Source organism: Nocardia sp. NPDC058519, assembly GCF_042719755.1.
In the GTDB taxonomy this organism is placed as follows: Bacteria; Actinomycetota; Actinomycetes; order Mycobacteriales; family Mycobacteriaceae; genus Nocardia.
Window position 1 is genome coordinate 135,616 of sequence record NZ_JBHXNK010000012.1, and the last position, 20,906, is coordinate 156,521.

Genomic DNA, 20,906 nt, shown 5'->3' on the forward strand with positions numbered 1-20,906 from the left:
TCGCGGTCGGTGGTTTTCTCATCCTTCGTGATCCCGGGGGTTCACGGAAGTCGAAGCGGCGGTGGGGGGTTGGTACGTCTGCGGCCGGGGCCAGCTGGTTCGGCGGTGGCGGCGGGCAGCATCACGGCGGCGGTGGGGGCAGCAGCGGAAGTGGTGGTAGTGGCTGTGGCGGTGGTGGCAGCGGCTGTGGGGGCGGCGGTTGTGGTGGTGGTGGCGAATGATCGGCGCTGCGCTCTAGCGGTAGGCAATTCGGTGTCGCCGGAATCGGCGATGCTCTTCTCGGGGGAGGAATCATGTTCTTTGTCGTGGCGTTCATCGTCGCTGTAGTCGGCCTATTGGTCGGCGGGGGTACGGGAGCCGTTCTACTGGCGACCACGATCGTGCTGGTGCTGTTCGGGCTCGTCATGCTCGGTGTCACACCGGAAGCCAAAAACGAACGACACGCGGCCGCTGTGCGCCGGGCGCGTCGGCGGGCGACGGCGGGGCAGCCGAGGAGATAAGAGAGGCGGACCGGCGGCTCGTTTGCGCTGAAAGCGTTGGGGTACACCGTAGTAACGACTGAATCAGGGGAATCATGAAGGTATTCGGTTCGGGGCTTGCCCTGTTGTTCATCGGCATATTCATCGGCGTCTTCGCGCCGGTGATCGGTGTGCTGACCGTGGCGGTCGCGTTGGGCTTCATCGGGACCGGTTGCGTCCAGCTCGCTCGCGGGTCCGGGAACACCGGCCCGTCCGGGCGCCGCAACCGGGGCTGGGGCGCGGGTGGGGCCGGTGCGGGCACCATCGGCGTCGGTGACAGCGGCAGCAGCTGCGGCGGTGGCGGCAGCAGCTGTGGCGGCGGCAGCAGTAGCGGTGGTGGCGGCGGGGGTTGTGGCGGCGGTGGTGGGGGCGGCGGCTGACAGGTCGGCCGCAAGGGGATTGCAAGAACTCGCGGTTACGTTCGGCCTCGACAAGCTGATCGAGCGAGGAGGGGTCCCATGAGTATCGGCGACGTGATCGGAACGATTCTTGCGCTGCTTATCGGGTTGATCGGAGTGGTCGGGATCGTGACGGTGCCGATCATGATCATCGTGGCGATTGTTCAGCAGGTGTCCGATCCGCAGGGCAGGCCGGAGCGGCGTGCCCGCATCGCCGCGAACAGACGGGCACGGGAGCTGGCTCGCGCTCGTCAGCGGAGATACAGCTCGGGTTCGACCAGCTGGAGTTCCGCTGACGGCGGCTGGTCCAGCGGCAGCAGCAGTGGCAGCTGGTCGGGTAGCAGCGACTCCGGGTCGAGCAGCAGCAGCTGTGGCGGTGGAAGCAGCAGCAGCAGCTGTGGCGGCGGCAGTAGTAGCAGTTGCGGCGGCGGCAGTAGCAGCTGCTGAACTGCGGGGATTGAACCGCGGAGGACCGGGACCTGGTGGAGGGATCCAGGTCCCGGTCGTGATGACCCGGCGGCAGGGCCGGGTCGGGTTCCGTTGCCGAACTGATTACCGCAGGTCGGCGAGGGCGGCGTGGACTGCACGGCCCGCGACGGGGTCGCCGACCGCGATGCGGGCGCTACCGTCGGGGTAGGCCTTTGCCCTGATGCCGGCGCGGCGCAGGGCGGTGGCCACGCCGGGACCGGGCAGGTAGAGGAAGTTCGCATAGCTGCGGGGAACCTCGATCCCGCAGGCACGCAATGTCATTCGTAGGAGCTCTCGTTCGCGGTTGATGTGGTCGACACGGTCGCGGAGTTCGGTGCCCGCCGTGTAGGCGGCGCGCACTGCGGCGATGGACGCGGTGGGGATGCCGAAGGGCAACTGCTGGTTGCGGATTCGTTCGATCAGCTTGCCGCGGCCGACGCAGTAGCCGATCCGCAGCCCGGCCAATCCGTACGCCTTGGAGAAGGTGCGAAGGATCAGCAGATTCGGGTGCTGGTGTAGCAGGGTGTGGATGTCGAGACGGTCTGCCGGATCGAGGAATTCGACGTAGGCCTCGTCGAGGAGGACCGGCACTCGGCGGGGGATCGCGGCGAGGAAGGATCGGACCGCCGCCGCGTCGAGGACGGTCCCGGTGGGGTTGTGCGGTCGGCACAGCACGACCAGGCCGGTGCGCCGGTTCACCGAGCGGCGCATGGCGGTCAGGTCCTGATTGCCGCCGGTGTCGAGCGGGACCGGGACCAGCGTCATTCCGGCCATGTCGGCCATGATCGGGTAGCCGTCGAAAGTCGGTGTACTGGTGAGGAGTTCACCGCTACCGAGCGCCCGCATCACCTGCATCGCGACACCGGTGGCCCCCGCACCGACCACCACGTCGTCGGGCGAGACCCCGAGATGATCGGCGATGACCCGTGGCAGTTCTTCCGGAAGGAACTCCGGATACCGGTTGGCCTGGGTCAGCGCGGTATTCACCGCCGCCAGAATGGAAGGCAATGGCGGGAAAGGGTTCTCGCTGAGGCCGAGGTCGAACACTGTGGATGTCGCCGTGGTGTGGAATCGGCGGGAAGGGATGGTCGGTTCCACCAGCCGCACAGTCATCGCGCGGCGCCCCAGCGAATGGCCGCCGCACCGGCGAAATCGCCCGCGTGCGCGAACGCCGACAGCAGCACCACCGAACCGTTGCCCAACCGGCCTGCCCGGTTCTCCGCGTCGAGCGTCACGGGAATGCCCGCGGCGAACAGGTTTCCGCACTGATCGAAGGTATCGGGATGACGTTCGGCGGGCAGTTCCAGCGCGTCGTGCCAGTTGCGCAGGAACAGCCGATTCGGCTGATTGGTGATGAAGGTATCGATATCTTTGCTCTTCACCCCGATCCGCGCACACACCGCAAGCGCCACCTCGGGCACGAGCCGGTTGCCGCGCGCGAACACCTTGGTGATCTTGGATTCGGAGAAGCTCACGCAGCCCTGGCCCTCGCCCGGCTCCCAGTACTTGCGCGGACCATTCGTGGTGAAGTCCATATCACCGGCGAATTCCGGATAGGTCCGGGTTTCGATATCGAGGATCGGACCCGAATCGTCCTTGCGCAGCAGGCCGATTCCGCACCCGTCACCGGGCACCGGCGCCTGTGCCAGTTTCCGGATGTCGGGCTGGGTGAACACCGGTCCCGCGCAATTCTGCGCGGCGACGATCAGCGCGGTCTTCGCGTCGCTGGTGGCCATCATCATCCGGGCCATCGCCATCATCTGGACGAACGCCGCGCAACCGCTGTTGTGCACGTCGAGCACCTGCGACGGTTTAGCGCCGAGCCTGCGAGCCAGTTCGGGCCCGGCGCCGAGCACCGGATTATCGGGCAACTGGGTGTGGGTGATGATGATGTCGATCTCGGCGGCGAGGTCGGCGCCGTGGCGTTCGCGCAGCACGGCGAAGGCCTGCTCGGCCATGTCGACGGCGGTTTCGTCGCGGCCGATGTGGTGGCGGCCGGTCGGCGAACGGAACATCACGTTCTTCGCCATCCGCTCCGAACGTGAGAACTGGGTGAAATAGTCGGTCGGGACGGGGTCACCGGGCAGATAGCTCGCGACATCGACCAGACTCACCTGCGGCGTATTCACTGCATCCACTCCGGCTTGATCGGCAGCCCATTGGCCGCGCGGTATTCACAGATGGCTTTGAGGTTGTCCAGCTCGAGCTGGTGTCCGGCGGAGAACATCTCCCAGAAATCGCCGACCCAGACCGGGCGCTTCGGCGGAGCTGTTTCGGGATAACCGTTCTCGTCGTAGAAGGGGTGTTTGCAGTTGACCCACGTCACCACCGAACCAGGCTTGTTGAACACCACCTTGGCGTCGATCACCCGCATCAGATAGATCATCCAGAGGTGCTCGGACTGGTCCCACGCGCAGTGATAGTCGACGGTCATCGCGTCGGGATGGGCGACGGTGCGGGTGAAACATTTGGTCGTGTCACCGAGGCGGTCGTAGGACAGCCACAGTCCGGGCTCGTCGGTTTCGACGAATCCGCGCAGGCTGTAGGTCCACTCCTCCAGCGAGCGAGTGTCGGCGAGGTATTCGTAGACCTCGCGCGGCGGTGCGGCGATGTAGGTCTGCACGGGGCAGTAATCGCCGAAGATCTGGTCGTGCGGATACACCGAACGCAGCATGTCCATGATGATCGGCGTGGTGGTCTCCCGGTCGGAGTTCTCGATTCGGATGACGCCGGGCACCACCTCCTCGGGGATGTCGGACAGGGCAGGCAGGGCGCTGGTGGTCACGGGGTGCTCCTGGATGATTCGAGGGCGGACAAGAAGGGCAGAAACGGGGGGACTTCGTCCGGGTCACAGAGGATTTCGAGAAACGAGGGTCCGGTGGCGGCGAAGCTGTGGTCCAGTGCGTCGGACAACCGGTGGGCGTCGGAGACGGTGCGGGCGGGCAGCCCGGGGAACATGGCCGCGATGCCCGCTCCCAGATGGGACGGTTGAAAGCGGTTGAAGCTGTAGCGATCCTGGTAGTAGAGCTGTTCGCGGGTAACGCACATGGCGTGCGCGTTGTTGTTGAACACGACGAAGGTGATGGGCAGGTCGTGTTCGATCGCGGTGTGTATCTCCATGCCGTGCATGAAGAACGAGCCGTCACCCGCGATGACGACGGTGCGGTGCGGGCCGTCGGGCGCGGCGCGGCGGGCGAAGGCGGAACCGATGCCCGCGCCGAAGGCGTAACCCATTCCACCCATCCCGAGTGCGACCGTGAAACGTCCGCGCTCGGGTACCCGTAGGTAATGCACCACCGAGGCGCCGGTGTTACCCGCGTCGGCGAAAACATCGGCGCCGTCGGGCAGCGCGCGCTGGATCGCCTCGACGACGGTGCGATAGCGCAGGCCGGGCCCCGCGGCTTCGGGGACGGTCATCGCGGTGAGCTCGGTGGCGTGCGCGCTCGTGCCCGGCGTCGCGCCGAGGCCTGCCAGCAGTGCGGTGATGGTTTCAGCGAGATCCGCACTGGTGGCGTGGGTTGTCGCCAGGTAGGGCGGTAGTGCGCCGACGCTGAGTACCGGCAGATCGGCGAGGGCGGCATCGAGGCCGGCGCGGGCGGTGACCGGCAGGCGGGTGCCGATCAGCAGACAGGCGCTCGCCGCCGCCAGAGCCTCGACCAGCTCGGCATGGCCCATGCTGCCCGCGACACCGCAGTAGCCGGGGCCGGTATTGGAATACACGTCCTTGGCATCGGGGGCGACGCCGACGGAGGCGTCGAGCGCGGCCACCAGTTCGGCGAGTTCGGCGCGGGCGTTGTCGCGAGCGATCTGATCACCGGCGATGATCACCACCTTTCCGATGCGTCGGGCGTCGGCGAGTTCTGCCGCGATGGTGGGCGCGGAAATGCCGGGTGTAAGGGAGTCTCGGCCTGCCTCGGCGGTCGACACGACTGGTATGTCCGGCATCGACTGTTGCTGAACATCTTTCGGAATCAGCAGCACGGCGGGCCCACCACCCTCGGCCGCGGCGATCGCCGCCTCGAGCTGGGCGGGTAGCTCGGCCGGGTCGGTCACGCGGGCGCAGTACCGGCTCACCGTGGCGAACAGTGCTGCCGCATCGATGGATTCGGCCAGGCCGCTCGAATCCTGAAATGCGCCTGCCCCTTCGAGGCTGGTGGGAGCTTGTCCGATCAAGGCCAGCACCGGTACCCGCGAGGCGAACGATTCAGCAAGTCCAGCAACGAGATTCATGGCCCCACCGCCCGAAGTGGCGGCGACGACCCCCATCCCGCCGGTGCTGCGCGCGTACCCGTCAGCCATCGTGGCCGCGGAGAACTCGTGCTTGGCGACGATTCCGGCAGGCGAACCGCCCGCGTCGAAGATCGCGTCGTACAGGTCCTCGATATTGGCGCCGTCGACGCCGAAGATCTGGGTGATTCCCCGGTCGGCTACCGTTCGTACCAGGTAGTCGACCACTCTGTCCGGCATCGGCCCTCCTTCTCCGCGACGAAATGTGACGCCGTTGTGCACCGCGTCTGCCTGGACTACGAGGCGGGCCGAGGGGGAGTTCAGAGGGTGGGCGAAAACTAACCCTTGTGTGTACGTACACATATACGTATAGTGAGTTCATGCCCAACAAGACGATCTACGTATCCGACGACGATCTCCCCGTGTTCCAGCGGGCTCAGGAGCTCGTCGGCGGCAACCTCTCCAGCACCGTGGTCAGCGCGCTGCGCAGGCTCATCGAGCTGGAAGAAGGTCGCGAGGCCGGCTTCGAGGAGGTCGTCTTGCAGGTGGGTCGCGACGGTGTTCGGCAGGTGCGCTTCCTCGGCTCCCTGCTGGGCGAATGGCGCGACATCGGCGACGGGGAGGTGGTGGACCAGAAGGTCTATCGCAGCCGCAAGGGCAAGCTGGTGCTCCATACGCACATCGCGCGGTGGGAGGACTACCCGACCGGCGAGGCAGCCGGTGACATGAAGGACTGGAAGTACTGGCGCCGGATGTTCGGCATCGGTGACCGGCCCTGGGACTGGGGCGATTACGAATACGAGATTCTCGACGACCTGAAGGCACTGAAGGGGCGCATCCCCGACAAGCTGTTCCGCAAGGTCGAAGACATCGTCGCGCACCCGCAGATCGAGGAACTCGACATCTAACTCCTCGACCACAACCACACACCGAACACCCGAACCGCAGCCACTGGGGGCTGTGTCGATAACTCATGCACATATTCGCAGCAATGAATGCAATCCTGTGGAAAGGGACGATCATGGTCAACTCGGCCATCACCGCACGCGGCCTGCACAAGGCCTACGGCGACAAAACAGTTCTCGACGGCATCGACATCACCGTCGCCGAGGGCACCGTCTTCTCCCTGCTCGGCCCCAACGGCGCGGGCAAGACCACCACCGTGCAGATCCTCACCACGCTGATCGCCGGCGACTCGGGGGAGTGCGCCGTCGGCGGCCACGATGTGGTGACCGAGCGCGGCGCGGTGCGTGAGCTGATCGGCGTCACCGGGCAGTTCGCCGCGGTCGACGAGCTGCTGACCGGCCGGGAGAACCTGCACATGATGGGCGACCTGAACCATCTACCGCGCCGCGAAACCCGCGCTCTGGCAGACGAATTGCTCGAACGCTTCGACCTGGTCGAGGCCGCCGACAAGCCCGCGAGCACCTACTCAGGCGGCATGACCCGCAGGCTCGATCTGGCGATGACGCTGGTCGGCAATCCGCGGGTGATCTTCCTCGACGAACCGACCACCGGCCTCGACCCGCGCAGCCGCCGCTCCATCTGGGAGATCATCCGCGGCCTGGTCGACGATCTCGGCGTCACCGTCTTCCTCACCACCCAGTACCTCGAGGAGGCCGACCACCTGGCCGATCGCATCGCGGTACTCGACAACGGCCGGATCGTCGCCGAGGGCACCGCGGCGGAACTGAAACGGCTGATCCCGGGCGGCCACATCCGCATCGACTTCACCGATCAGCCCGACGTGGCAGCCGCCCAGCGCGCGTTCGGCTCGACGGCGAAGCTCGTCGAGGGCACCGACGGGCTGACCCTCGCCGTGCCGAGCGACGGCGGCGTGCGTTCCCTGCGCGCCGTGCTCGACCTGCTCGATGCCGAAAACATCGAAGCGGGCGGCATTTCCGTGCACACCCCGAATCTCGACGACGTCTTCCTCACCCTCACCGGCATGAGCGGTCAGCGGCCGGAGGCGGAAGCGGAGCGTGACCACGCAGGCCGCCCGAGCATGCCCAATGTCAACAGGCGCGCCACCATCGAGCAGGAGTCACTGCGATGACCACTCTGACCAAGTCCAAGTCCTACGTCTTCGCCGACACGATGACGATGTTGCGGCGCAACATGATTCACGTCAAGCGCTACCCGAGCATGACGTTCAGCATCATCATCATGCCGATCGTGCTGATGCTGGTGTTCAAGTACGTCTTCGGCGGGGCGCTCGAGAAGTCCTCGGGCGGTAGCTATATCGACTATCTGGCACCGGGCATGATGTTGCTGTTGCCCGCCTATCTCACGGTGTCGGTAGCGGTCTCGATCGCCACCGACGCGAGCAAGGGGATCGTGAATCGCTTTCGGGTGATGGCGATTTCGCAGTCCTCGGTGCTCACCGGGCACGTGCTCGGAGCGCTCATCCAGGCGATGGCGGGTGTTGTCGCGATGACCGCCGTCGCGATGCTGGTCGGCTTCCGGCCGAACGCGAACGTCGTCGAGTGGGTCGGCGCGTTCGGGCTGCTCGCACTGGTGACGTTCGCCTTCACCTGGCTGGCCATCGCGCTCGGCCTGCTCTCGCCCACCCCCGAAAGTGCCAGCAACGCACCATTTCCCATCGTGCTGCTGCCCTTCCTCGGCAGTGGCCTCGTCGCCACCGACACGATGCCGGTCGGGATGCGCCAGTTCGCCGAGTACCAGCCCTTCACGCCCATCACCGAGACGCTGCGTGGACTGCTGATGGGCACCGAGATCGGCGCCAACGGCTGGATCTCGCTGGTCTGGTGCGCGGTCATCGCGGGCGGCGGCTTCCTGTGGTCGAAGTCGATCTTCGGCAAGCAAGCGAAGTAGCCTGTCGCGCGAACGGTCCGGTCTCCTCGCGGAGACCGGACCGTTTGCGCGTTCAGACCTGGGCGACCAGGACGGTCCGGCCGGAATCGACGGAGGTGATCTCCACCTTGCTGATCGAATCCGGCGGGGCGTCGATGGTGCGATCCACCGTCAGCTCGGTGCCGGGTCCCGCGGGCCACTGGTCGAGCTCGAACCGCTGCTCACCCGCGGTTACCACCAGCCCGTACGTTCGGGTGTAGCCGGAGCCGTAGGCGCTCGGCGCGTAGCGGCAGGTCATTACCAGGCGTGTGCGGTCACCGTCGCGGACCAGCTTCACCTGCGCGCTCACCGGGGTCTGCTCCACCGCCTGCATCTGTTGCTCCGCGACGATCTGTTCGGTCGGCGTGTCCGAGCGCGCCATGGTGATCGTGACCGGAATCGCGATCGCCACCGCGGCCGCGGCAGCCGCCACCGCGCTCCCGACACTCACCCAGCGCCGCCGCTTCCTGCGCCGTTCGGCGGCCGCGGCCAGTGCCGGGAGCAGGTCGGGGACCTGCGGCGCGTCCGGCTCCGGCGCCTCGATCATCGACAGTGCGGTATCGCGGTCGACCAGACCGAGCATGCCCGGCATCCCGGACAGTTCGGCGACCGCCTGCTGGCAGTGGGCGCAACCGAGCAGGTGCGTCTCGTATTCGCGCCGCTCAGCGGCACCGAGCGAACCGAGGACATAGGCAGCGTCCCAGGTGCTGTACTCGTCGGCGAGGTCGGTCATCGGTTCGTCACCCCCATCTCCTGAAGCGCCAGTCGCATGGCGCGCATGCCGTAGTGCAGGCGCGATTTCACCGTCCCCGGTGGGATGCCCAATTCGTCGGCGATCTGGGCCATGCCGAGGCCGCGATAGTAGGCCCGCACGATCACCTCGCGATGGTCCGGGCTCAGCGTGCTCAGTGCGTCGGCGACCAGCCAGCCGTCCAGCGCCCGATCCGATTGGTCGGGGCTCACCTGCTCCGGCGGGGTGTCGGTGCCGAACTCGCGGCGGTGCCTCGCGCTGCGATGCTCGTCGACCGCGAGATTACGAGCCACGGTGAACAGCCATGCGCGCGGTGAGGTTTCGGTCTGCTCCAGTACGGCGGGGCGCTGCCAGGCGCGCAGCAGCGTCTCCTGCACGATGTCCTCGGCCCGGCCGGGATCGCGCACCAGCCCGAGGGTGAAACGCCACAGTGCGGGTGCGTGCTCGGCGTAGAGCGCGCGCATCAATTCGTCGCGACCATCGTTCATCGGCGGCCCTGGTCACTGCTCGTCGTAATTCATGAGTCACTCCTGCTCGTCGAAGGAGTAACGGCGTCAGTTGCGTTCGAGTTCAATCGGGTGTGTCGCCAGCAGGGCCAGCGGCAACGGCTGACGCCGCAATACCGCGGCCCACAGGTCATGGCGGTCGGTGGCGATCGGGTCCGAGGGCAGCGCCGACACCACGATCCAGTCGTCGTTGTCGAGTTCGCCGTCGAGCTGGCCCATCGACCAGCCCGCGTACCCGGCGAAGATCCGGATCTGCTCGATGAGCGGGCCGATCTCGGCGGGGTCGGCGTCCAGATCGACCAGCACCACCCGGCCGTCGACCCGGCGCAGCCCGCGGATATCGGAGATGTCGACGCCGGCGCGCAGCACCGCCAGGCACAGCGCCGCATCGCGTTTGACCGGGCCGCCGATGTAGAGGTCGGTCGGGGCGGCGGCCAGGTCGGCCCAGGCGGGCAGCACATCGACGACCGGGGTCTCGCTCGGCCGGTTCAGCACCACGCCGAGGCTGCCCGCGTCGTTGTGCTCGATCACATACACCACGGTGCGCCGGAAAGTAGGTTCCACCAGGTCGATCGCGGACACCAGCAGGTTGCCCGCCCGGACGTTCACCGCGGGCTGACCGCGCCGCCGATCGTCACCGTGCCCGTCGCGAGTCCGGCGCTCGTCCGGGTCGTCTCCGCCTGCCACCGAGTCATCATCGCATTGGAGCGGCGGTACGCGCTTCCCGCGGACCGGATCGGAACCGGAATTTCTTCACGCGCGTGCCCGTGGGATCGCCCGGTAGGGTCGCGCTATGCACTTGCCCGAGGTCCTGCTCGACGACAGCGACGCCGTGTACGACTACTACCTGCGGCATCAGCAGAACAGGTGGAAGGCGCTGGCTTCGTACGCGGTGCTGGCCCGGCGGTTCCGGCCGCGCGTGATGTTCACCGATGGCGCGAAACAGCAGCTGAAGGCGCTGGTCCGCAGTGGGCGTCCGGTGATCTTCGCGATCAACCATCTGTCCACCAGCGACCCGTACACGATCGCGGCGACGGCGTGGCGCTCACCGTTGCGCTCGAAGATCGGGCGGATCCGGGTGCTGGCCAAGGACGAGCTCTTCATCGATCCCGAGCAGCGCCGCAAGGTGGACATGATGGGCGGGATCCCGGTGTTCCGCGGCAAGGATCATGGGATTCGGGCGGTCAATGCCGCAGGTCAGCGCATGATGGATGTGTGCGCGCAGCGGTTGGCCGCCGGTGACCACCTCGCGATCTTCCCCGAGGGGACCTGCAATGAGGTAGATCACACCAAGGTGCAGGCGGTCGGTAGCGGGATCGGGCATATCGCGTTCCGTGCGGCCAAACTGGATGCCGCGCCCGCGCTGGTCGCCATCGGCATGAATTACGGGAACCGCGACGCTACCGTCGAAACGACCGCTGCCGACGTGGTGTCGGGGGTCGCGTACTTCCGGGCGCCGATTCTCGAGTTGCCGCAGCGGCCCGCCGACATCGCCAGGCTCGTCAAAGAAGAGCTGCAACTGGCTGTCGACGGGGCCGTCGCGCACTACTGAGGTAGGCCGAACAACTCTCTGGCTCGCTGCGGGACATAGGCGATGTAATCGGGATGGGTGGTGATGAAATGCAGAACCACCGGGCACATCGGCAGCACGCTGAAGCCTTGGCCGCGGCTGGCGTCGAGTGCCGACTCGACCAGGATGTTCGCTAGTCCGCGGCCTTCGAACCGGGGATAGATCTCGGTGTGGACGAGCGCGCGTTCGTCGCCGGTGTCCTGGTATTCGATGTAGCCGGCGGGTTGACCGTCGGCGGTGAGTTCGAACCGCTCGAGCGCGGTGTTGTTGCGGACCTCGGTCGCCATGGGTCGACGCTACCGTGTTCGGGAGGACAACCCACTGAGCAAGTGGGAACATGGGTAACTTCTCAACCACCTCCGAGCCGCTGCGGCCTGAACCCAAGACCGAGAGCGAACGGCCAAACTCCCGAACGACACGCTGAATACACGGAGAGGCGGAACAGGTGACTCGTGGACCGCTCGTTGTGCTTGCACCGGACAAGTTCAAGGGTTCGCTGTCGGCACCTGAGGTCGCTGAGGCGCTGGGACGTGGGATCGCTCGGCGGGCGCCGGGGGCGCAGGTGCGGTGTGTGCCGGTCGCCGATGGCGGCGATGGGATGGTCGACGCGTTCGTGGCGTCGGGGTGGAAGCGCGTGGAACTCGCTGCGCCCGGGCCGACCGGGGAGGTCTCGACGGCGGTGTACGCGGTGCGCGGCGATACCGCGGTGGTGGAGCTGGCGGCGGCCGTCGGGCTGGTGAAATTGCCGGGTGGGCGGCTGGATCCGCTGCGGTCCGACACCTTCGGGTTGGGGGTGGCTATCGCGCACGCGCTCGACGCGGGGGCTCGCGAGATCGTGCTCGGGCTCGGTGGGAGTGCGTCGACCGATGGCGGGGCCGGATTGTTGCGGGCGCTCGGGTTACGGCTGCTCGACCGGGAGGGGCGGGAACTGGCGGGGGTCGCGGATGTGGCCACGATGCTCGAGCAGGTTGCCTCGGTGGATCGAGCCGGGCTGCATCCGGCGGTCGCGACGGCTCAGTTCACGCTTGCCTGCGATGTGGACAATCCGTTGCTCGGACCCGCCGGGGCGGTGGCGGTGTACGCGCCCCAGAAGGGGGCCAATCCTCGGCAGATGCTGAAACTCGAAGCAGGGCTCACCAATTGGGCCGCCGTGCTGGGTACGGGCTATGCCGAGATCGGTGGTGCGGGCGCGGCGGGTGGTACCGGGTTCGGGGTGCTCGCGGTGCTGGGGGCGCAGGTGCGGAGCGGGATCGATGTGCTGCTCGAGCTGCTGGACTTCACGACGCTGGTCGACGGGGCCACGCTGGTTGTCACCGGCGAGGGCTCGCTGGATCATCAGAGCATGCACGGGAAGGCGCCGGTCGGGGTCGCGGCTGCGGCCAAGAAGGCCGGGGTGCCGGTAGTCGCGGCGGTGGGCCGAACTCTGCTGTCGCCCGGGGAGATTCGAGCCGCCGGGTTCGCCGCTTGCTACCCGCTCAGCGACCTCGAGCCCGATCCCGCGCGCTCGATCATGGCCGCGGCGAACCTGCTCGAGCGAATCGGCGAGCGAATCGCCGTGGAACACTTGCTATGACGCGCTGATACCCACCGCGCGATTCGCCGAGGGCGAAGGCGCCGGGGCGGACGTTCGGGCGGCGGTGCTCAACGCCGCGCGGTGCTCGTCGCCCCAGGATTCGAGCGGCTCCAGTGCCAGGCGTAGGGTTTCGCCCAGCTGGGTGAGCGAGTACTCCACCCGCGGGGGGATCTCGGGGAAGATCTCGCGGTGCACCACGCCGGTGCTCTCCAGATGACGCAGGTTCTCGGCGAGCACCTTCTCACTCACACCGTCGAGCATCCGCCGGATCTGGCCGAACCGCTGCGGCCCGGCGCCGAGCACCCACATCAGGTGCAGCTTCCATTTGCCGCCGACGACATCGATGGCCAGGCTCATGCCACACACATCGTGATCTGCGTCACTATTCATCCTCGGCACACCCTTCTGACCGTATTTCGAACCTCTAGGTAAGCAACCACACCCGAACGTTCGGTCTTCCCGACGATACCCGCGCCGACCACCATGGAATGCGGCGCCGAACCATCCAGTTGTCGAGTATCGAAGGGCTACAACATGTCCGAGCAAACCGCTTCCGTTTCCGTTCTCGGCCTCGGCCCGATGGGCCAGGCCATGGTCAAGGCCTTCCTCGAAGCAGGCGTCGAGGTGACGGTATGGAATCGCAGCACCGCCAAGGTCGACGCGCTGGTGGCGCTGGGTGCCAAGCGCGCCGACACCGTCGCCGACGCGCTCGCCGCCAACGAGGTCTCCGTGCTCAGCCTGACCCACTACGACGCCATGTACGACGTGCTCGGTCAGGCCGTCGACCAGCTGCCAGGCAAGGTCATCGCCAACCTGTCCTCCGATTCACCGGACAAGGCGCGGGCAGGCGCGAAGTGGGTTCGTGAGCGAGGCGCCGAATTCCTCTCCGGCGGCGTGATGTCGGCGGGCGACAATATCGTCCACCCCTCGTCCTACATCTTCTACAGCGGCCCGAAGGCGGTATTCGACGCGCACGCCGAGCTGCTGCGCCCGCTCAGCCCGCAGGAATACCTCGGCGCCGACGACGGCTTGGCCCAGATCTTCTACCAGGCCCTGCTGATCACCTTCCACCCCTGGCTGCTGGCGTTCGACCAGGCGTCGGCGATGATCGCGAACTCCGGTCACAGCATCGACCAGTTCGTGCCGTTCGCCGTCCGCTCCGCCGGCGCCTACCCGTTCTTCATCGAACAGTTCGCCGAGGCGAACAAGGTAGGCGGCTTCGCGGAGCTCTCGCACCTGAAGATGATGGACGCGGGCGCCCAGCACATCATCGACGCCAGCGAGGAGGCAGGCGTCGACGCGAGCTTGTCCCACCTCGCCCAGTCGTTCTGGCGCAAGGCTGTCGCCGCCTCCGAGGCCACCGGCAAGCAGATCTCGCCGTACGCGTTGTTCCGCGGCGAGGCGTCCTGATGCCGATCTCGGGCCGGGCGGCCGATGCGGTCACCGTCATCGGCCTCGGCCCGATGGGGCAGCAGATCGTGCGCACCTACCTCGCCGCAGGTTTCGCGGTGACGGTCTGGAATCGCACCCCCGGCAAGGCCGACGGTCTCGGTGCCCATCGCGCCGAGACCGTGGCCGACGCGGTGGCTGCGGCCGAGCTCATCCTGCTCAGCCTGACCCACTACGACGCGATGGACGAGGTTCTCGGCTCCGTCGATCTGACCGGCAAGGTCGTGGTCAACCTGTCCTCGGATTCGCCGCAGCGGACTCGGCAGGGCGCGGCGTTCGTCCGGGCTCGCGGTGGCGAGTTTCTCGCCGGTGGGGTGATGGCTCAGCCGCACGAGCTCGCTGGACCGGCGGCTTTCATCTTCTACAGCGGCCGGCCTGCGGTCTTCGAGGAACAACGAGAGTTGTTGCGGCCCTTGGCGGCAACGGAGTATCTGGGTGCGGATGACGGCGCTGCCCAGGTCTTCTACCAGGCCGTGCTCGCCCTGTTTCTGCCTTTGCTGCTCGGCTACGAACAGGCGCTGGCGATCGTCGACCGGTCCGGTTTCGAGATGGCTCGGTTCGTGCCCTACGCCCAGCGTTCACTGGGCAGTGTCGGCGAGCTGTACGCCGCGTGGGCGGGAACGGCCGAGGACGGTGGGCCTGCCGATCCGGCGTACCTGCGGATGATGGCCGCCGGCGCGCGGCATGTGGTGGCGACCGGTACCGCTGTCGGTGTGGACACCGTGCTGGCCGAGTCGGTTTCGTCTTATTGGGAGCGAGCGGTCGACGCGTCCGAATCGACGCTGCGGGTATTTCGCGGATGACATGCCGAAACCGTTCGGCGTGGTGCCGAACGGTTTCGGGTGTTCACGCGGTCTCGGCGCCTGATCCCAACCTCGGGAACGGCTCGGTGGAGAACACCACTTCCACCGCTACCTCGAAATAGGCCGCCAGTCGCAGGGCGAGGTGCAGGCTGGGGCTGTATTCGCCGCGTTCGAGATAGCCGACGGTTTGGTAGTGCACGCCGAGCGCTTCGGCCAGGTCCCGCCGCGAGATGCCGCGTTCGGCACGCAACATCGCGATGCGGTTGTAGATGACCTCAGAAGGCACGCTGCATCGCTTTCTCGCGGCGGACGGCCACGCTGGATCCCGACTCATGGCGGGCCGCTCGCCGCAGCACGATCGGCGCGAGCAGCAACCCGACGATCGACCATACGCCGAGCACCGCGACGGTCTCGAGGTGCCGCCACGACCCGTCGATCTCGATCGCCGCCGCCTCGGCAGGCAGCAGCGCCGAGCGCATGCCGAGGCCGAGCCAGTACATCGGGAAGAGCTGGGCCAGTCCCTGCACCCAGCCGGGGAGCGCGGTGATCGGGTACCAGATGCCGGAGATGGCGATCAGTCCCATCAGCGGCAGGGTCAGCAGGAAGATCTCGCGGGCGCCGACCATCAACCCACCCAGAATGGCGCCGATCGGCAGGGTGGCCAGCAGCCCGAGCACGATCACCCAGGCCAGTGTGATCAAGGCGCCGCTCGGCGTCGACAAGCCGCCGACGATCACGGCACCGATGGCCAGCACCACCACGAGCTGGACGAGTACAGCGCCCGCGGTCGTGCCGATCTTGCCGATGAAGTAGCCGAGGATGCCGTTCGGAATCGTCTTGGCGCGCAACAAGGTTCCGTCCTCCCGGTCGAGAGCGAGGACTTCGGCGATCCCGTACAGGCCGTTGAACGCGATGATGCCGCCGAGCAGTCCGGGCACCGCCAGTTCACCGAGGGACAGCTCGGTGTCCTGGTAGGACCGGTCGCGCAGGAAGAAGATCGCGATCAGAAACAGTGCGGGAGTGAGGAACTGGCCCACCAGGCTCGGCCCGTTGGTGTACAGCTGCCGCAGCTCGATCCACATCGCCGCCAGGCCGCCCCTGATCGCTACCAGCGTGGGATTCATCGCGTGACCTCCTGCAGTGAACGGACGGGTTCGGCATCCGTGCCGGATTCGAAACGGCGGACCAGCGCCATGTAGGTGTCCTCCAGCGACGCGCGCTGCACCTCGAGGTCCTCGATCAGTTCACCGTGCTGCTTGAACAGTTCGTGGACGTATTTGGTCGACTCGGTCGTCGTGTGGACGAAACGTTGACCGTCGCGGGTCCAGCGCACCTCGGCCTCGCCCGCGGTGGCGGCGCTGAGCTCCTCCGGGGAGCCGTCGGCGATGATCCGACCACCCGCCAGGATCAGGATCCGGTCGGCCAGTTTCGCGGCTTCGTCCAGGTCGTGGGTGGTGAGCAGGACGGTGGTCTCCTCCAGATCGGCCAGTCGATGCACCAGGTCGTGGAAGTCGCGGCGGGCGGCGGGATCGAAGCCGGCCGTCGGTTCGTCCATGAAGAGCAGTTCCGGTCTGCCGACGATGCCGATCGCCACATCGAGTCTGCGTCGCTGACCCCCCGAGAGGGTGGCGATCTTCGCATCGCGCTGTTCGGTGAGACCGACCAGCTCGATGAGTTCATCGGTGTCCCATGGTCTTACGACGCGGTCTGTGGAATACGGCCGGTAGTACCCACCGAGATGGCCGAGCAGTTCGCCCACCCGCCATCTCGCGTGGTCACGCCAGGATTGGAGCACGACGCCGATGCGGGCGCGCCAGAGTTCGTCACCGTGTTCGGGATCGGCCCCCAGCACGTCGACCCGGCCGGCCGACCTCCTGCGGAACCCCTCGAGGATCTCGATCGTGGTGGTCTTGCCCGCGCCATTGGGTCCGAGCATGACGAGTACTTCCCCGCGCTCGGCTTGAAACGTCACATCGTGCAGGACGTCTGTCTCGTCGTATCGCATCCGTAGTTGCGCGACATCGAGAACGACGTTGTTGTTCGAAGTCATGAGTCCTCCCAGTCATCGACCTTCGATGAGATGTAGCATACGTACTACATTCCATCGCGGCAATACTTCACCGAAGAGGGGGTCTTCGGAAACTGTGAGCACTGCTCTTGACTTTGAGTCGCGGGTGGCGCTTGCTTGTACTCAACAGAGAGCAGTGCTCACAGTTTCAGGAGTGATCATCATGGACAACGCGACCCGCCACCTCCCCCCGACCGGCATCGATCCGATCGTCAACAAGATCGCCAACCTGCTGCCAAAGCTGGGGATCAGCATCATGGGTTCGCGGCTGCTGGCCGTGCGCGGCCGCAAGAGCGGTGAATGGCGCACCACCATGGTGAACGTGATGACGGCCGCCGACGGCGAGCGCTATCTGGTCGCGCCGCGCGGGCACGTCCAGTGGGTGCGCAATCTGCGCGTGGCAGGCGACGGCGAACTTCGCCTCGGCCGCAAAACCGAACAGTTCACCGCCACCGAGGTCGCCGACGCCGACAAGGTGCCGCTGCTGCGGCTGTACCTGGAGAAGTGGGGCTGGGAGGTCGGCAAGTTCTTCGACGGCGTCACCAAGGACGCGACCGACGCCGAATTGATCGCTATCGCACCGGGTTTCCCCGTTTTCCGACTCGCCTAGGGCGTGCTCAAGAACTCGATCGCGGCGGCGTAGCCATAGATTCCCAGCCCCGCGACGACCGCGGTGGCGATCGGGGAGATGAACGAGTGGTGCCGGAACTCCTCGCGCGCGTGCACATTGCTGATGTGCACCTCGACGATCGGCACCTCCGGGATCACCAGGGCGTCGCGCAGCGCGACCGAGGTGTGCGTGAGGCCGCCGGGATTGATGACGATGGCCGACACCTCGCCGCGGGCCTGCTGGATCCGATCGATCAGCGCACCTTCGTGATTGGACTGGAACGCGACGACCTCGCGGCCGAATCGGGTGGCGGTTCGTTCGCACAGCGCGACGACATCGTCGAGGGTGTCGGCGCCGTAGATCTCGGGCTGACGGGTGCCGAGCATGTTCAGGTTCGGCCCGTTGATTATCAGGATCGGACCAGTGGCCTGCGCGGTTTCCATGCAGGCCACCTTAAGTCACAAGCCGGTTGGTCCCTCCGAGCGCAGGTCGTCGACCTTGCGCATGGCTTCGCGGAGTTCGGCCAGCCAGGTTTCGGCGTGCTTGCCCGCGAGTTTGACCGTCCAGGCCAGGGCGTCGGCGCGGGAGCGGGCCACGCCTGCGTCGATGAGGGTGTCGAGGACCTGGCGTTCGGGCTGGCGTAGGCGGGTCATCACGGGGACGGCCAAGTGGGTGAAGATGATTCGTTCGCCGTCTACTTTCACGCCCCAGGCGACGCTGCGGCCATAGCGGCGCTGGGCCTCGTCGGCGATCTGCATGCGGGCCGGGCGGGTCGACTCGCGGAAGCGGGCGAGCGCGCCTTCTTTGGTGGCTGCCGGGGTGCTCGCGTCGCCGGAGACGGGCAGTTCGCCGACCACGACGATCTCGTCGCGGTCGATCTCGATCTCCACCGGCCCGGTGAACCAGTCGGCGGGCAATCGTCCGGCGAACCAGTCGGGGGCGTCGGCGGGATCGGGAAGGTCGGCTTGCTGCCAACCGCCGGGTCGGCCGAATCCGCGTCCGCGTTTGTCGTTCCGCATGGAAATCACCTGCTATCTCTGTTGCGCACTTTGCGTTGATTACAAGATTACGCCGATATCAGTGCGTTGGATTCCGCTCTGCGTGAACGGGTGCGCACCGGCCCGGCACGGCCGACGCCGTGCGGTTGGATGTAGATGGCCTGGGTACCCTCGCGTTGAATCGCCGGACAAATGCGAGATCCGCACCACGCGGCGCGGCTGTCGGTACGGTTGACACAGCAGTTGTTGCCGCTTACTGGGCGAGGTTGGAAAACGGACCCTCATTCGGGCGAGATTTCCGGCACAATCGAAGCGTCGAGGTCGGGCAGTGGCCCGACTTACCGGGGCATTGGAGACGGGTCAACTTCCGGTACGGTGGATTTGTTACCGGAGTGGCAAGAGTGAAGAGTGGGCGATATGGATGTGTGGGGATCCCGCCGCTTTCGCGTCCGGGGCGCAATGGCGATCGCGGGGGTTGCGACCCTCGCCATGGCACTGTGCTCGTGCGGAGTGGGTGGGAAGACGAGTGAGTCGGAGACGGTGGTCCAGCGGTTCACCGAGCTCCTCGATGTGCAGGACTACGGCAAGGCCGCCGACCTGACCTCGTACCCCGCTGCCGCGTCGGCAACCATGAAGCAAATGTTCGAGGGCCTGCAATCGGGCACCGTCGACTACGAGGCGTCACAGGTCATCGACCTCGACAAGCAATCGGCGATCTTCAGCATGGAGGTCGCCTGGAACTTCGGCGAGAAGAAGGACTGGACCTACACACTGCAGGGCACCGTCCGCAAGCTCGCCATCGGCTGGCGGATCTCCTGGGAGCCCGCGGTGGTGATGCCGCAGCTCACCAACAATCGCACCGTCAAGCTGGTGCGCACGAACGCGAAGCCGCCGCCGAAGGTTGTCGACCTGCCGGGTGAGGCGCTGATGACCGAGCAGACACTCAACGTCATCAAGATCGACCCCAGCCGCACCGGCGATCTCGTCGGCACCACCAACGCGCTCGCCGACGCCATCGAACCGGTCGCATCGCTCATCACCGGGCCATCGCTGATGCAGCAGTTGGCGGTCTCGCAGGGCAAGCCGATCGTCGCGGTGAACCTGCGAGAGGGGGATTTCGCGATCCTGGAACCGCGGATGGCCAAAGTGCCGGGCGTGGTGATGGAGAAGCAGACCAAACTGATCTCCGCCGACCGGCGCACGCGCTCGCCGATGCTCGACGCGCTGCACAAGGTATGGCAGGACAGCCTCGACGCGACGTCGGGCTGGGGTGTGCAGATCTTCGAGGCCGACGGCAGGTTCGTCAACCAGGTGGCCGGATATCAGGGGCCTGCCGGGCCGGATATCGCCGCGACGCTGGATCAGCGACTACAGCGTGCCGCCGAAGCCGCGGTGGTGAGCGTGGGGACCGCGGCCACTGTCGTGGCCATCCAGCCCTCGACCGGCGCGGTCGTCGCGGTGGCGCAGAACTCCTACGCCACCGCAAAGGGCCCGGTCGCCTTCACCGGGCTGTTCCCGGCCGGCGGCACGATGGAGTTGTTCCGCGCCGTCGCCGCGGTGACCAAGAACAAGCCGCCGCAGGACGTGACGGTGCAGGAAGCGGCCGAGGCGGCCACCGCGCTCGGCGTCGGCGTCGACTTCAAGGTGGCCGGACTCGACGAGGTGACCGGGCGGATCAGCGCGCCCGGCCGCAGCACCGAACAGGTACGTCAGGGTGCGGGTGCCGATGCGGTGCAGGTCAGCCCCTTCGGCATGGCCATCGCGGCCGCCGCGATCTGGCGTGGCTCGGTGGTGCCGCCGATGATCGTGGCGGGCAATCCCGGCACGACCGATACGCCCGTTCCCGCGCTGTCCCAGCCCGCGGTGGACCGGTTGCGCGCGATGATGCACGAGGGCATCGGTAAGCCGGAAACCGCTGCGCTGCGCGGATTCCGCGATATCACCGCGTTCGCCGCGACCGGCGACACCGACGGCTGGCTGCTGGCCACGATGGGCGATCTGGTCTTCGCGGTGCACATCGCCGACGTCGACAGTAGTGACGCCACTTCACGGCTGGCGGCCGTACTGCTGAAATCGCTGGCGACGCCGGAGCCGTAGACGCGGGGTTATCACTG

Annotated in this window: 26 protein-coding genes; 11 read left to right on the top strand and 15 right to left on the bottom strand. The window is 66.8% G+C overall.

Annotated features, from left to right (window positions below; translation table 11 throughout):
* Positions 1-293 precede the first annotated feature (293 nt).
* Positions 294-500, top strand: coding sequence for a hypothetical protein (locus ACFWPK_RS16125; protein ID WP_378916178.1), 207 nt, complete (start codon positions 294-296; stop codon positions 498-500).
* A gap of 74 nt (positions 501-574) precedes the next feature.
* A complete protein-coding gene (locus ACFWPK_RS16130) occupies positions 575-898 on the top strand; it encodes a hypothetical protein (RefSeq protein WP_378916181.1) in 324 nt (107 codons plus the stop codon).
* Between the two features lie 269 nt (positions 899-1,167).
* Here ACFWPK_RS16130 and ACFWPK_RS16135 read toward each other — a convergent pair whose 3' ends face one another.
* From ACFWPK_RS16135 to ACFWPK_RS16155, 5 genes are read right to left on the bottom strand one after another with little or no spacing between them, the layout of a single operon-like run.
* Positions 1,168-1,503 (bottom strand): hypothetical protein, encoded by a 336-nt coding sequence (locus ACFWPK_RS16135; protein ID WP_378916184.1) that lies wholly within the window; start codon positions 1,501-1,503, stop codon positions 1,168-1,170.
* On the bottom strand, positions 1,469-2,482 hold the full coding sequence (locus tag ACFWPK_RS16140; RefSeq protein WP_378916186.1) for a pyridoxal phosphate-dependent aminotransferase: 1,014 nt from the start codon (positions 2,480-2,482) through the stop codon (positions 1,469-1,471). The genes ACFWPK_RS16135 and ACFWPK_RS16140 overlap by 35 nt, the downstream gene beginning before the upstream one ends.
* Before the next feature lie 11 nt (positions 2,483-2,493).
* Complete coding sequence (locus tag ACFWPK_RS16145) at positions 2,494-3,513, bottom strand: 3-oxoacyl-ACP synthase III family protein (protein WP_378916292.1); 1,020 nt, start codon at positions 3,511-3,513, stop codon at positions 2,494-2,496.
* Positions 3,510-4,169, bottom strand: a complete 660-nt coding sequence (locus tag ACFWPK_RS16150; protein ID WP_378916189.1) for an SRPBCC family protein — start codon at positions 4,167-4,169, stop codon at positions 3,510-3,512. The genes ACFWPK_RS16145 and ACFWPK_RS16150 overlap by 4 nt, the downstream gene beginning before the upstream one ends.
* A complete protein-coding gene (locus ACFWPK_RS16155; RefSeq protein WP_378916191.1) occupies positions 4,166-5,851 on the bottom strand; it encodes a thiamine pyrophosphate-binding protein in 1,686 nt (561 codons plus the stop codon). The genes ACFWPK_RS16150 and ACFWPK_RS16155 overlap by 4 nt, the downstream gene beginning before the upstream one ends.
* Positions 5,852-5,991: 140 nt before the next feature.
* On the opposite strand from ACFWPK_RS16155, the gene ACFWPK_RS16160 reads away from it, so the two are divergent.
* From ACFWPK_RS16160 to ACFWPK_RS16170, 3 genes are all read left to right on the top strand, one after another.
* Complete coding sequence (locus ACFWPK_RS16160) at positions 5,992-6,519, top strand: EXLDI protein (RefSeq protein WP_378916194.1); 528 nt, start codon at positions 5,992-5,994, stop codon at positions 6,517-6,519.
* An 83-nt stretch (positions 6,520-6,602) separates the two neighbouring features.
* Positions 6,603-7,667, top strand: a complete 1,065-nt coding sequence (locus tag ACFWPK_RS16165; protein WP_378916197.1) for an ATP-binding cassette domain-containing protein — start codon at positions 6,603-6,605, stop codon at positions 7,665-7,667.
* Positions 7,664-8,446, top strand: coding sequence for an ABC transporter permease (locus ACFWPK_RS16170; protein ID WP_378916200.1), 783 nt, complete (start codon positions 7,664-7,666; stop codon positions 8,444-8,446). The genes ACFWPK_RS16165 and ACFWPK_RS16170 overlap by 4 nt, the downstream gene beginning before the upstream one ends.
* A gap of 52 nt (positions 8,447-8,498) precedes the next feature.
* Here the strand turns inward: ACFWPK_RS16170 and ACFWPK_RS16175 are convergent, their stop codons facing one another.
* The 3 genes from ACFWPK_RS16175 to ACFWPK_RS16185 all read right to left on the bottom strand — a co-directional run bounded on the left by ACFWPK_RS16175 (position 8,499) and on the right by ACFWPK_RS16185 (position 10,408).
* Positions 8,499-9,197, bottom strand: a complete 699-nt coding sequence (locus ACFWPK_RS16175; protein ID WP_378916203.1) for a zf-HC2 domain-containing protein — start codon at positions 9,195-9,197, stop codon at positions 8,499-8,501.
* Complete coding sequence (locus ACFWPK_RS16180; protein ID WP_378904606.1) at positions 9,194-9,703, bottom strand: sigma-70 family RNA polymerase sigma factor; 510 nt, start codon at positions 9,701-9,703, stop codon at positions 9,194-9,196. Before ACFWPK_RS16180 ends, ACFWPK_RS16175 begins: the two co-directional genes overlap by 4 nt.
* 66 nt (positions 9,704-9,769) lie before the next feature.
* A complete protein-coding gene (locus ACFWPK_RS16185; RefSeq protein WP_378916206.1) occupies positions 9,770-10,408 on the bottom strand; it encodes a YqgE/AlgH family protein in 639 nt (212 codons plus the stop codon).
* A gap of 106 nt (positions 10,409-10,514) precedes the next feature.
* On the opposite strand from ACFWPK_RS16185, the gene ACFWPK_RS16190 reads away from it, so the two are divergent.
* Positions 10,515-11,273 (top strand): lysophospholipid acyltransferase family protein, encoded by a 759-nt coding sequence (locus tag ACFWPK_RS16190; RefSeq protein ID WP_378916209.1) that lies wholly within the window; start codon positions 10,515-10,517, stop codon positions 11,271-11,273.
* On the opposite strand, the gene ACFWPK_RS16195 is transcribed toward ACFWPK_RS16190, so the two are convergent.
* On the bottom strand, positions 11,267-11,578 hold the full coding sequence (locus tag ACFWPK_RS16195) for a GNAT family N-acetyltransferase (RefSeq protein WP_378916212.1): 312 nt from the start codon (positions 11,576-11,578) through the stop codon (positions 11,267-11,269). The two genes, ACFWPK_RS16190 and ACFWPK_RS16195, sit on opposite strands and share 7 nt — an antisense overlap.
* A 158-nt stretch (positions 11,579-11,736) precedes the next feature.
* On the opposite strand from ACFWPK_RS16195, the gene ACFWPK_RS16200 reads away from it, so the two are divergent.
* Entirely contained in the window at positions 11,737-12,864 is a 1,128-nt protein-coding gene (locus ACFWPK_RS16200) for a glycerate kinase (protein ID WP_378916215.1), read from the top strand.
* On the opposite strand, the gene ACFWPK_RS16205 is transcribed toward ACFWPK_RS16200, so the two are convergent.
* Positions 12,859-13,254, bottom strand: coding sequence for a winged helix-turn-helix transcriptional regulator (locus ACFWPK_RS16205; RefSeq protein ID WP_378916218.1), 396 nt, complete (start codon positions 13,252-13,254; stop codon positions 12,859-12,861). The two genes, ACFWPK_RS16200 and ACFWPK_RS16205, sit on opposite strands and share 6 nt — an antisense overlap.
* Before the next feature lie 144 nt (positions 13,255-13,398).
* On the opposite strand from ACFWPK_RS16205, the gene ACFWPK_RS16210 reads away from it, so the two are divergent.
* On the top strand, positions 13,399-14,274 hold the full coding sequence (locus tag ACFWPK_RS16210) for an NAD(P)-dependent oxidoreductase (RefSeq protein WP_378916221.1): 876 nt from the start codon (positions 13,399-13,401) through the stop codon (positions 14,272-14,274).
* Positions 14,274-15,116 (top strand): NAD(P)-dependent oxidoreductase, encoded by an 843-nt coding sequence (locus tag ACFWPK_RS16215; protein WP_378916224.1) that lies wholly within the window; start codon positions 14,274-14,276, stop codon positions 15,114-15,116. Before ACFWPK_RS16210 ends, ACFWPK_RS16215 begins: the two co-directional genes overlap by 1 nt.
* Before the next feature lie 43 nt (positions 15,117-15,159).
* Here the strand turns inward: ACFWPK_RS16215 and ACFWPK_RS16220 are convergent, their stop codons facing one another.
* The 3 genes from ACFWPK_RS16220 to ACFWPK_RS16230 are packed head-to-tail and all read right to left on the bottom strand — an operon-like array spanning position 15,160 to position 17,166.
* The gene (locus ACFWPK_RS16220; protein ID WP_056823747.1) at positions 15,160-15,402 is read right to left on the bottom strand and encodes a helix-turn-helix transcriptional regulator; all 243 of its coding nucleotides are present in this window, start codon (positions 15,400-15,402) and stop codon (positions 15,160-15,162) included.
* Entirely contained in the window at positions 15,392-16,240 is an 849-nt protein-coding gene (locus ACFWPK_RS16225; RefSeq protein WP_378916227.1) for an ABC transporter permease, read from the bottom strand. The genes ACFWPK_RS16220 and ACFWPK_RS16225 overlap by 11 nt, the downstream gene beginning before the upstream one ends.
* On the bottom strand, positions 16,237-17,166 hold the full coding sequence (locus ACFWPK_RS16230) for an ABC transporter ATP-binding protein (RefSeq protein ID WP_378916230.1): 930 nt from the start codon (positions 17,164-17,166) through the stop codon (positions 16,237-16,239). Before ACFWPK_RS16230 ends, ACFWPK_RS16225 begins: the two co-directional genes overlap by 4 nt.
* A 181-nt stretch (positions 17,167-17,347) precedes the next feature.
* Here ACFWPK_RS16230 and ACFWPK_RS16235 point away from each other — a divergent pair, with 181 nt between their 5' ends.
* Positions 17,348-17,794, top strand: a complete 447-nt coding sequence (locus ACFWPK_RS16235; RefSeq protein WP_378916233.1) for a nitroreductase/quinone reductase family protein — start codon at positions 17,348-17,350, stop codon at positions 17,792-17,794.
* On the opposite strand, the gene aroQ is transcribed toward ACFWPK_RS16235, so the two are convergent.
* Together aroQ and ACFWPK_RS16245 are read right to left on the bottom strand one after the other, a co-directional pair.
* Positions 17,791-18,237: a type II 3-dehydroquinate dehydratase gene (aroQ, locus tag ACFWPK_RS16240; RefSeq protein ID WP_378916236.1), complete on the bottom strand. Its 447-nt coding sequence runs from the start codon at positions 18,235-18,237 to the stop codon at positions 17,791-17,793. The genes ACFWPK_RS16235 and aroQ overlap by 4 nt on opposite strands.
* Before the next feature lie 15 nt (positions 18,238-18,252).
* On the bottom strand, positions 18,253-18,813 hold the full coding sequence (locus tag ACFWPK_RS16245; RefSeq protein ID WP_378916239.1) for a hypothetical protein: 561 nt from the start codon (positions 18,811-18,813) through the stop codon (positions 18,253-18,255).
* 396 nt (positions 18,814-19,209) lie between these two features.
* Between ACFWPK_RS16245 and ACFWPK_RS16250 the strand changes: the two genes are divergently transcribed.
* Positions 19,210-20,889 carry an NTF2-like N-terminal transpeptidase domain-containing protein gene (locus ACFWPK_RS16250; RefSeq protein ID WP_378916241.1) on the top strand — a complete coding sequence of 560 codons (1,680 nt, stop codon included), beginning with the start codon at positions 19,210-19,212 and terminating at the stop codon, positions 20,887-20,889.
* The last annotated feature ends 17 nt before the right edge of the window (positions 20,890-20,906 follow it).

Excerpts from the sequence above, each read along its gene's own strand:
- ACFWPK_RS16130 (WP_378916181.1), top strand. The coding sequence starts at position 575 with ATGAAGGTATTCGGTTCGGGGCTTGCCCTGTTGTTCATCGGCATATTC.
- ACFWPK_RS16155 (WP_378916191.1), bottom strand. The coding sequence starts at position 5,851 with ATGCCGGACAGAGTGGTCGACTACCTGGTACGAACGGTAGCCGACCGG.
- ACFWPK_RS16230 (WP_378916230.1), bottom strand. The coding sequence starts at position 17,166 with ATGACTTCGAACAACAACGTCGTTCTCGATGTCGCGCAACTACGGATG.
- ACFWPK_RS16210 (WP_378916221.1), top strand. The coding sequence starts at position 13,399 with ATGTCCGAGCAAACCGCTTCCGTTTCCGTTCTCGGCCTCGGCCCGATG.
- ACFWPK_RS16175 (WP_378916203.1), bottom strand. The coding sequence starts at position 9,197 with ATGACCGACCTCGCCGACGAGTACAGCACCTGGGACGCTGCCTATGTC.
- ACFWPK_RS16235 (WP_378916233.1), top strand. The coding sequence starts at position 17,348 with ATGGACAACGCGACCCGCCACCTCCCCCCGACCGGCATCGATCCGATC.
- aroQ (WP_378916236.1), bottom strand. The coding sequence starts at position 18,237 with ATGGAAACCGCGCAGGCCACTGGTCCGATCCTGATAATCAACGGGCCG.
- ACFWPK_RS16165 (WP_378916197.1), top strand. The coding sequence starts at position 6,603 with ATGAATGCAATCCTGTGGAAAGGGACGATCATGGTCAACTCGGCCATC.
- ACFWPK_RS16215 (WP_378916224.1), top strand. The coding sequence starts at position 14,274 with ATGCCGATCTCGGGCCGGGCGGCCGATGCGGTCACCGTCATCGGCCTC.
- ACFWPK_RS16245 (WP_378916239.1), bottom strand. The coding sequence starts at position 18,813 with ATGCGGAACGACAAACGCGGACGCGGATTCGGCCGACCCGGCGGTTGG.
- ACFWPK_RS16160 (WP_378916194.1), top strand. The coding sequence starts at position 5,992 with ATGCCCAACAAGACGATCTACGTATCCGACGACGATCTCCCCGTGTTC.
- ACFWPK_RS16170 (WP_378916200.1), top strand. The coding sequence starts at position 7,664 with ATGACCACTCTGACCAAGTCCAAGTCCTACGTCTTCGCCGACACGATG.
- ACFWPK_RS16125 (WP_378916178.1), top strand. The coding sequence starts at position 294 with ATGTTCTTTGTCGTGGCGTTCATCGTCGCTGTAGTCGGCCTATTGGTC.
- ACFWPK_RS16250 (WP_378916241.1), top strand. The coding sequence starts at position 19,210 with ATGGATGTGTGGGGATCCCGCCGCTTTCGCGTCCGGGGCGCAATGGCG.
- ACFWPK_RS16225 (WP_378916227.1), bottom strand. The coding sequence starts at position 16,240 with ATGAATCCCACGCTGGTAGCGATCAGGGGCGGCCTGGCGGCGATGTGG.
- ACFWPK_RS16180 (WP_378904606.1), bottom strand. The coding sequence starts at position 9,703 with ATGAACGATGGTCGCGACGAATTGATGCGCGCGCTCTACGCCGAGCAC.
- ACFWPK_RS16205 (WP_378916218.1), bottom strand. The coding sequence starts at position 13,254 with ATGAATAGTGACGCAGATCACGATGTGTGTGGCATGAGCCTGGCCATC.
- ACFWPK_RS16190 (WP_378916209.1), top strand. The coding sequence starts at position 10,515 with ATGCACTTGCCCGAGGTCCTGCTCGACGACAGCGACGCCGTGTACGAC.
- ACFWPK_RS16195 (WP_378916212.1), bottom strand. The coding sequence starts at position 11,578 with ATGGCGACCGAGGTCCGCAACAACACCGCGCTCGAGCGGTTCGAACTC.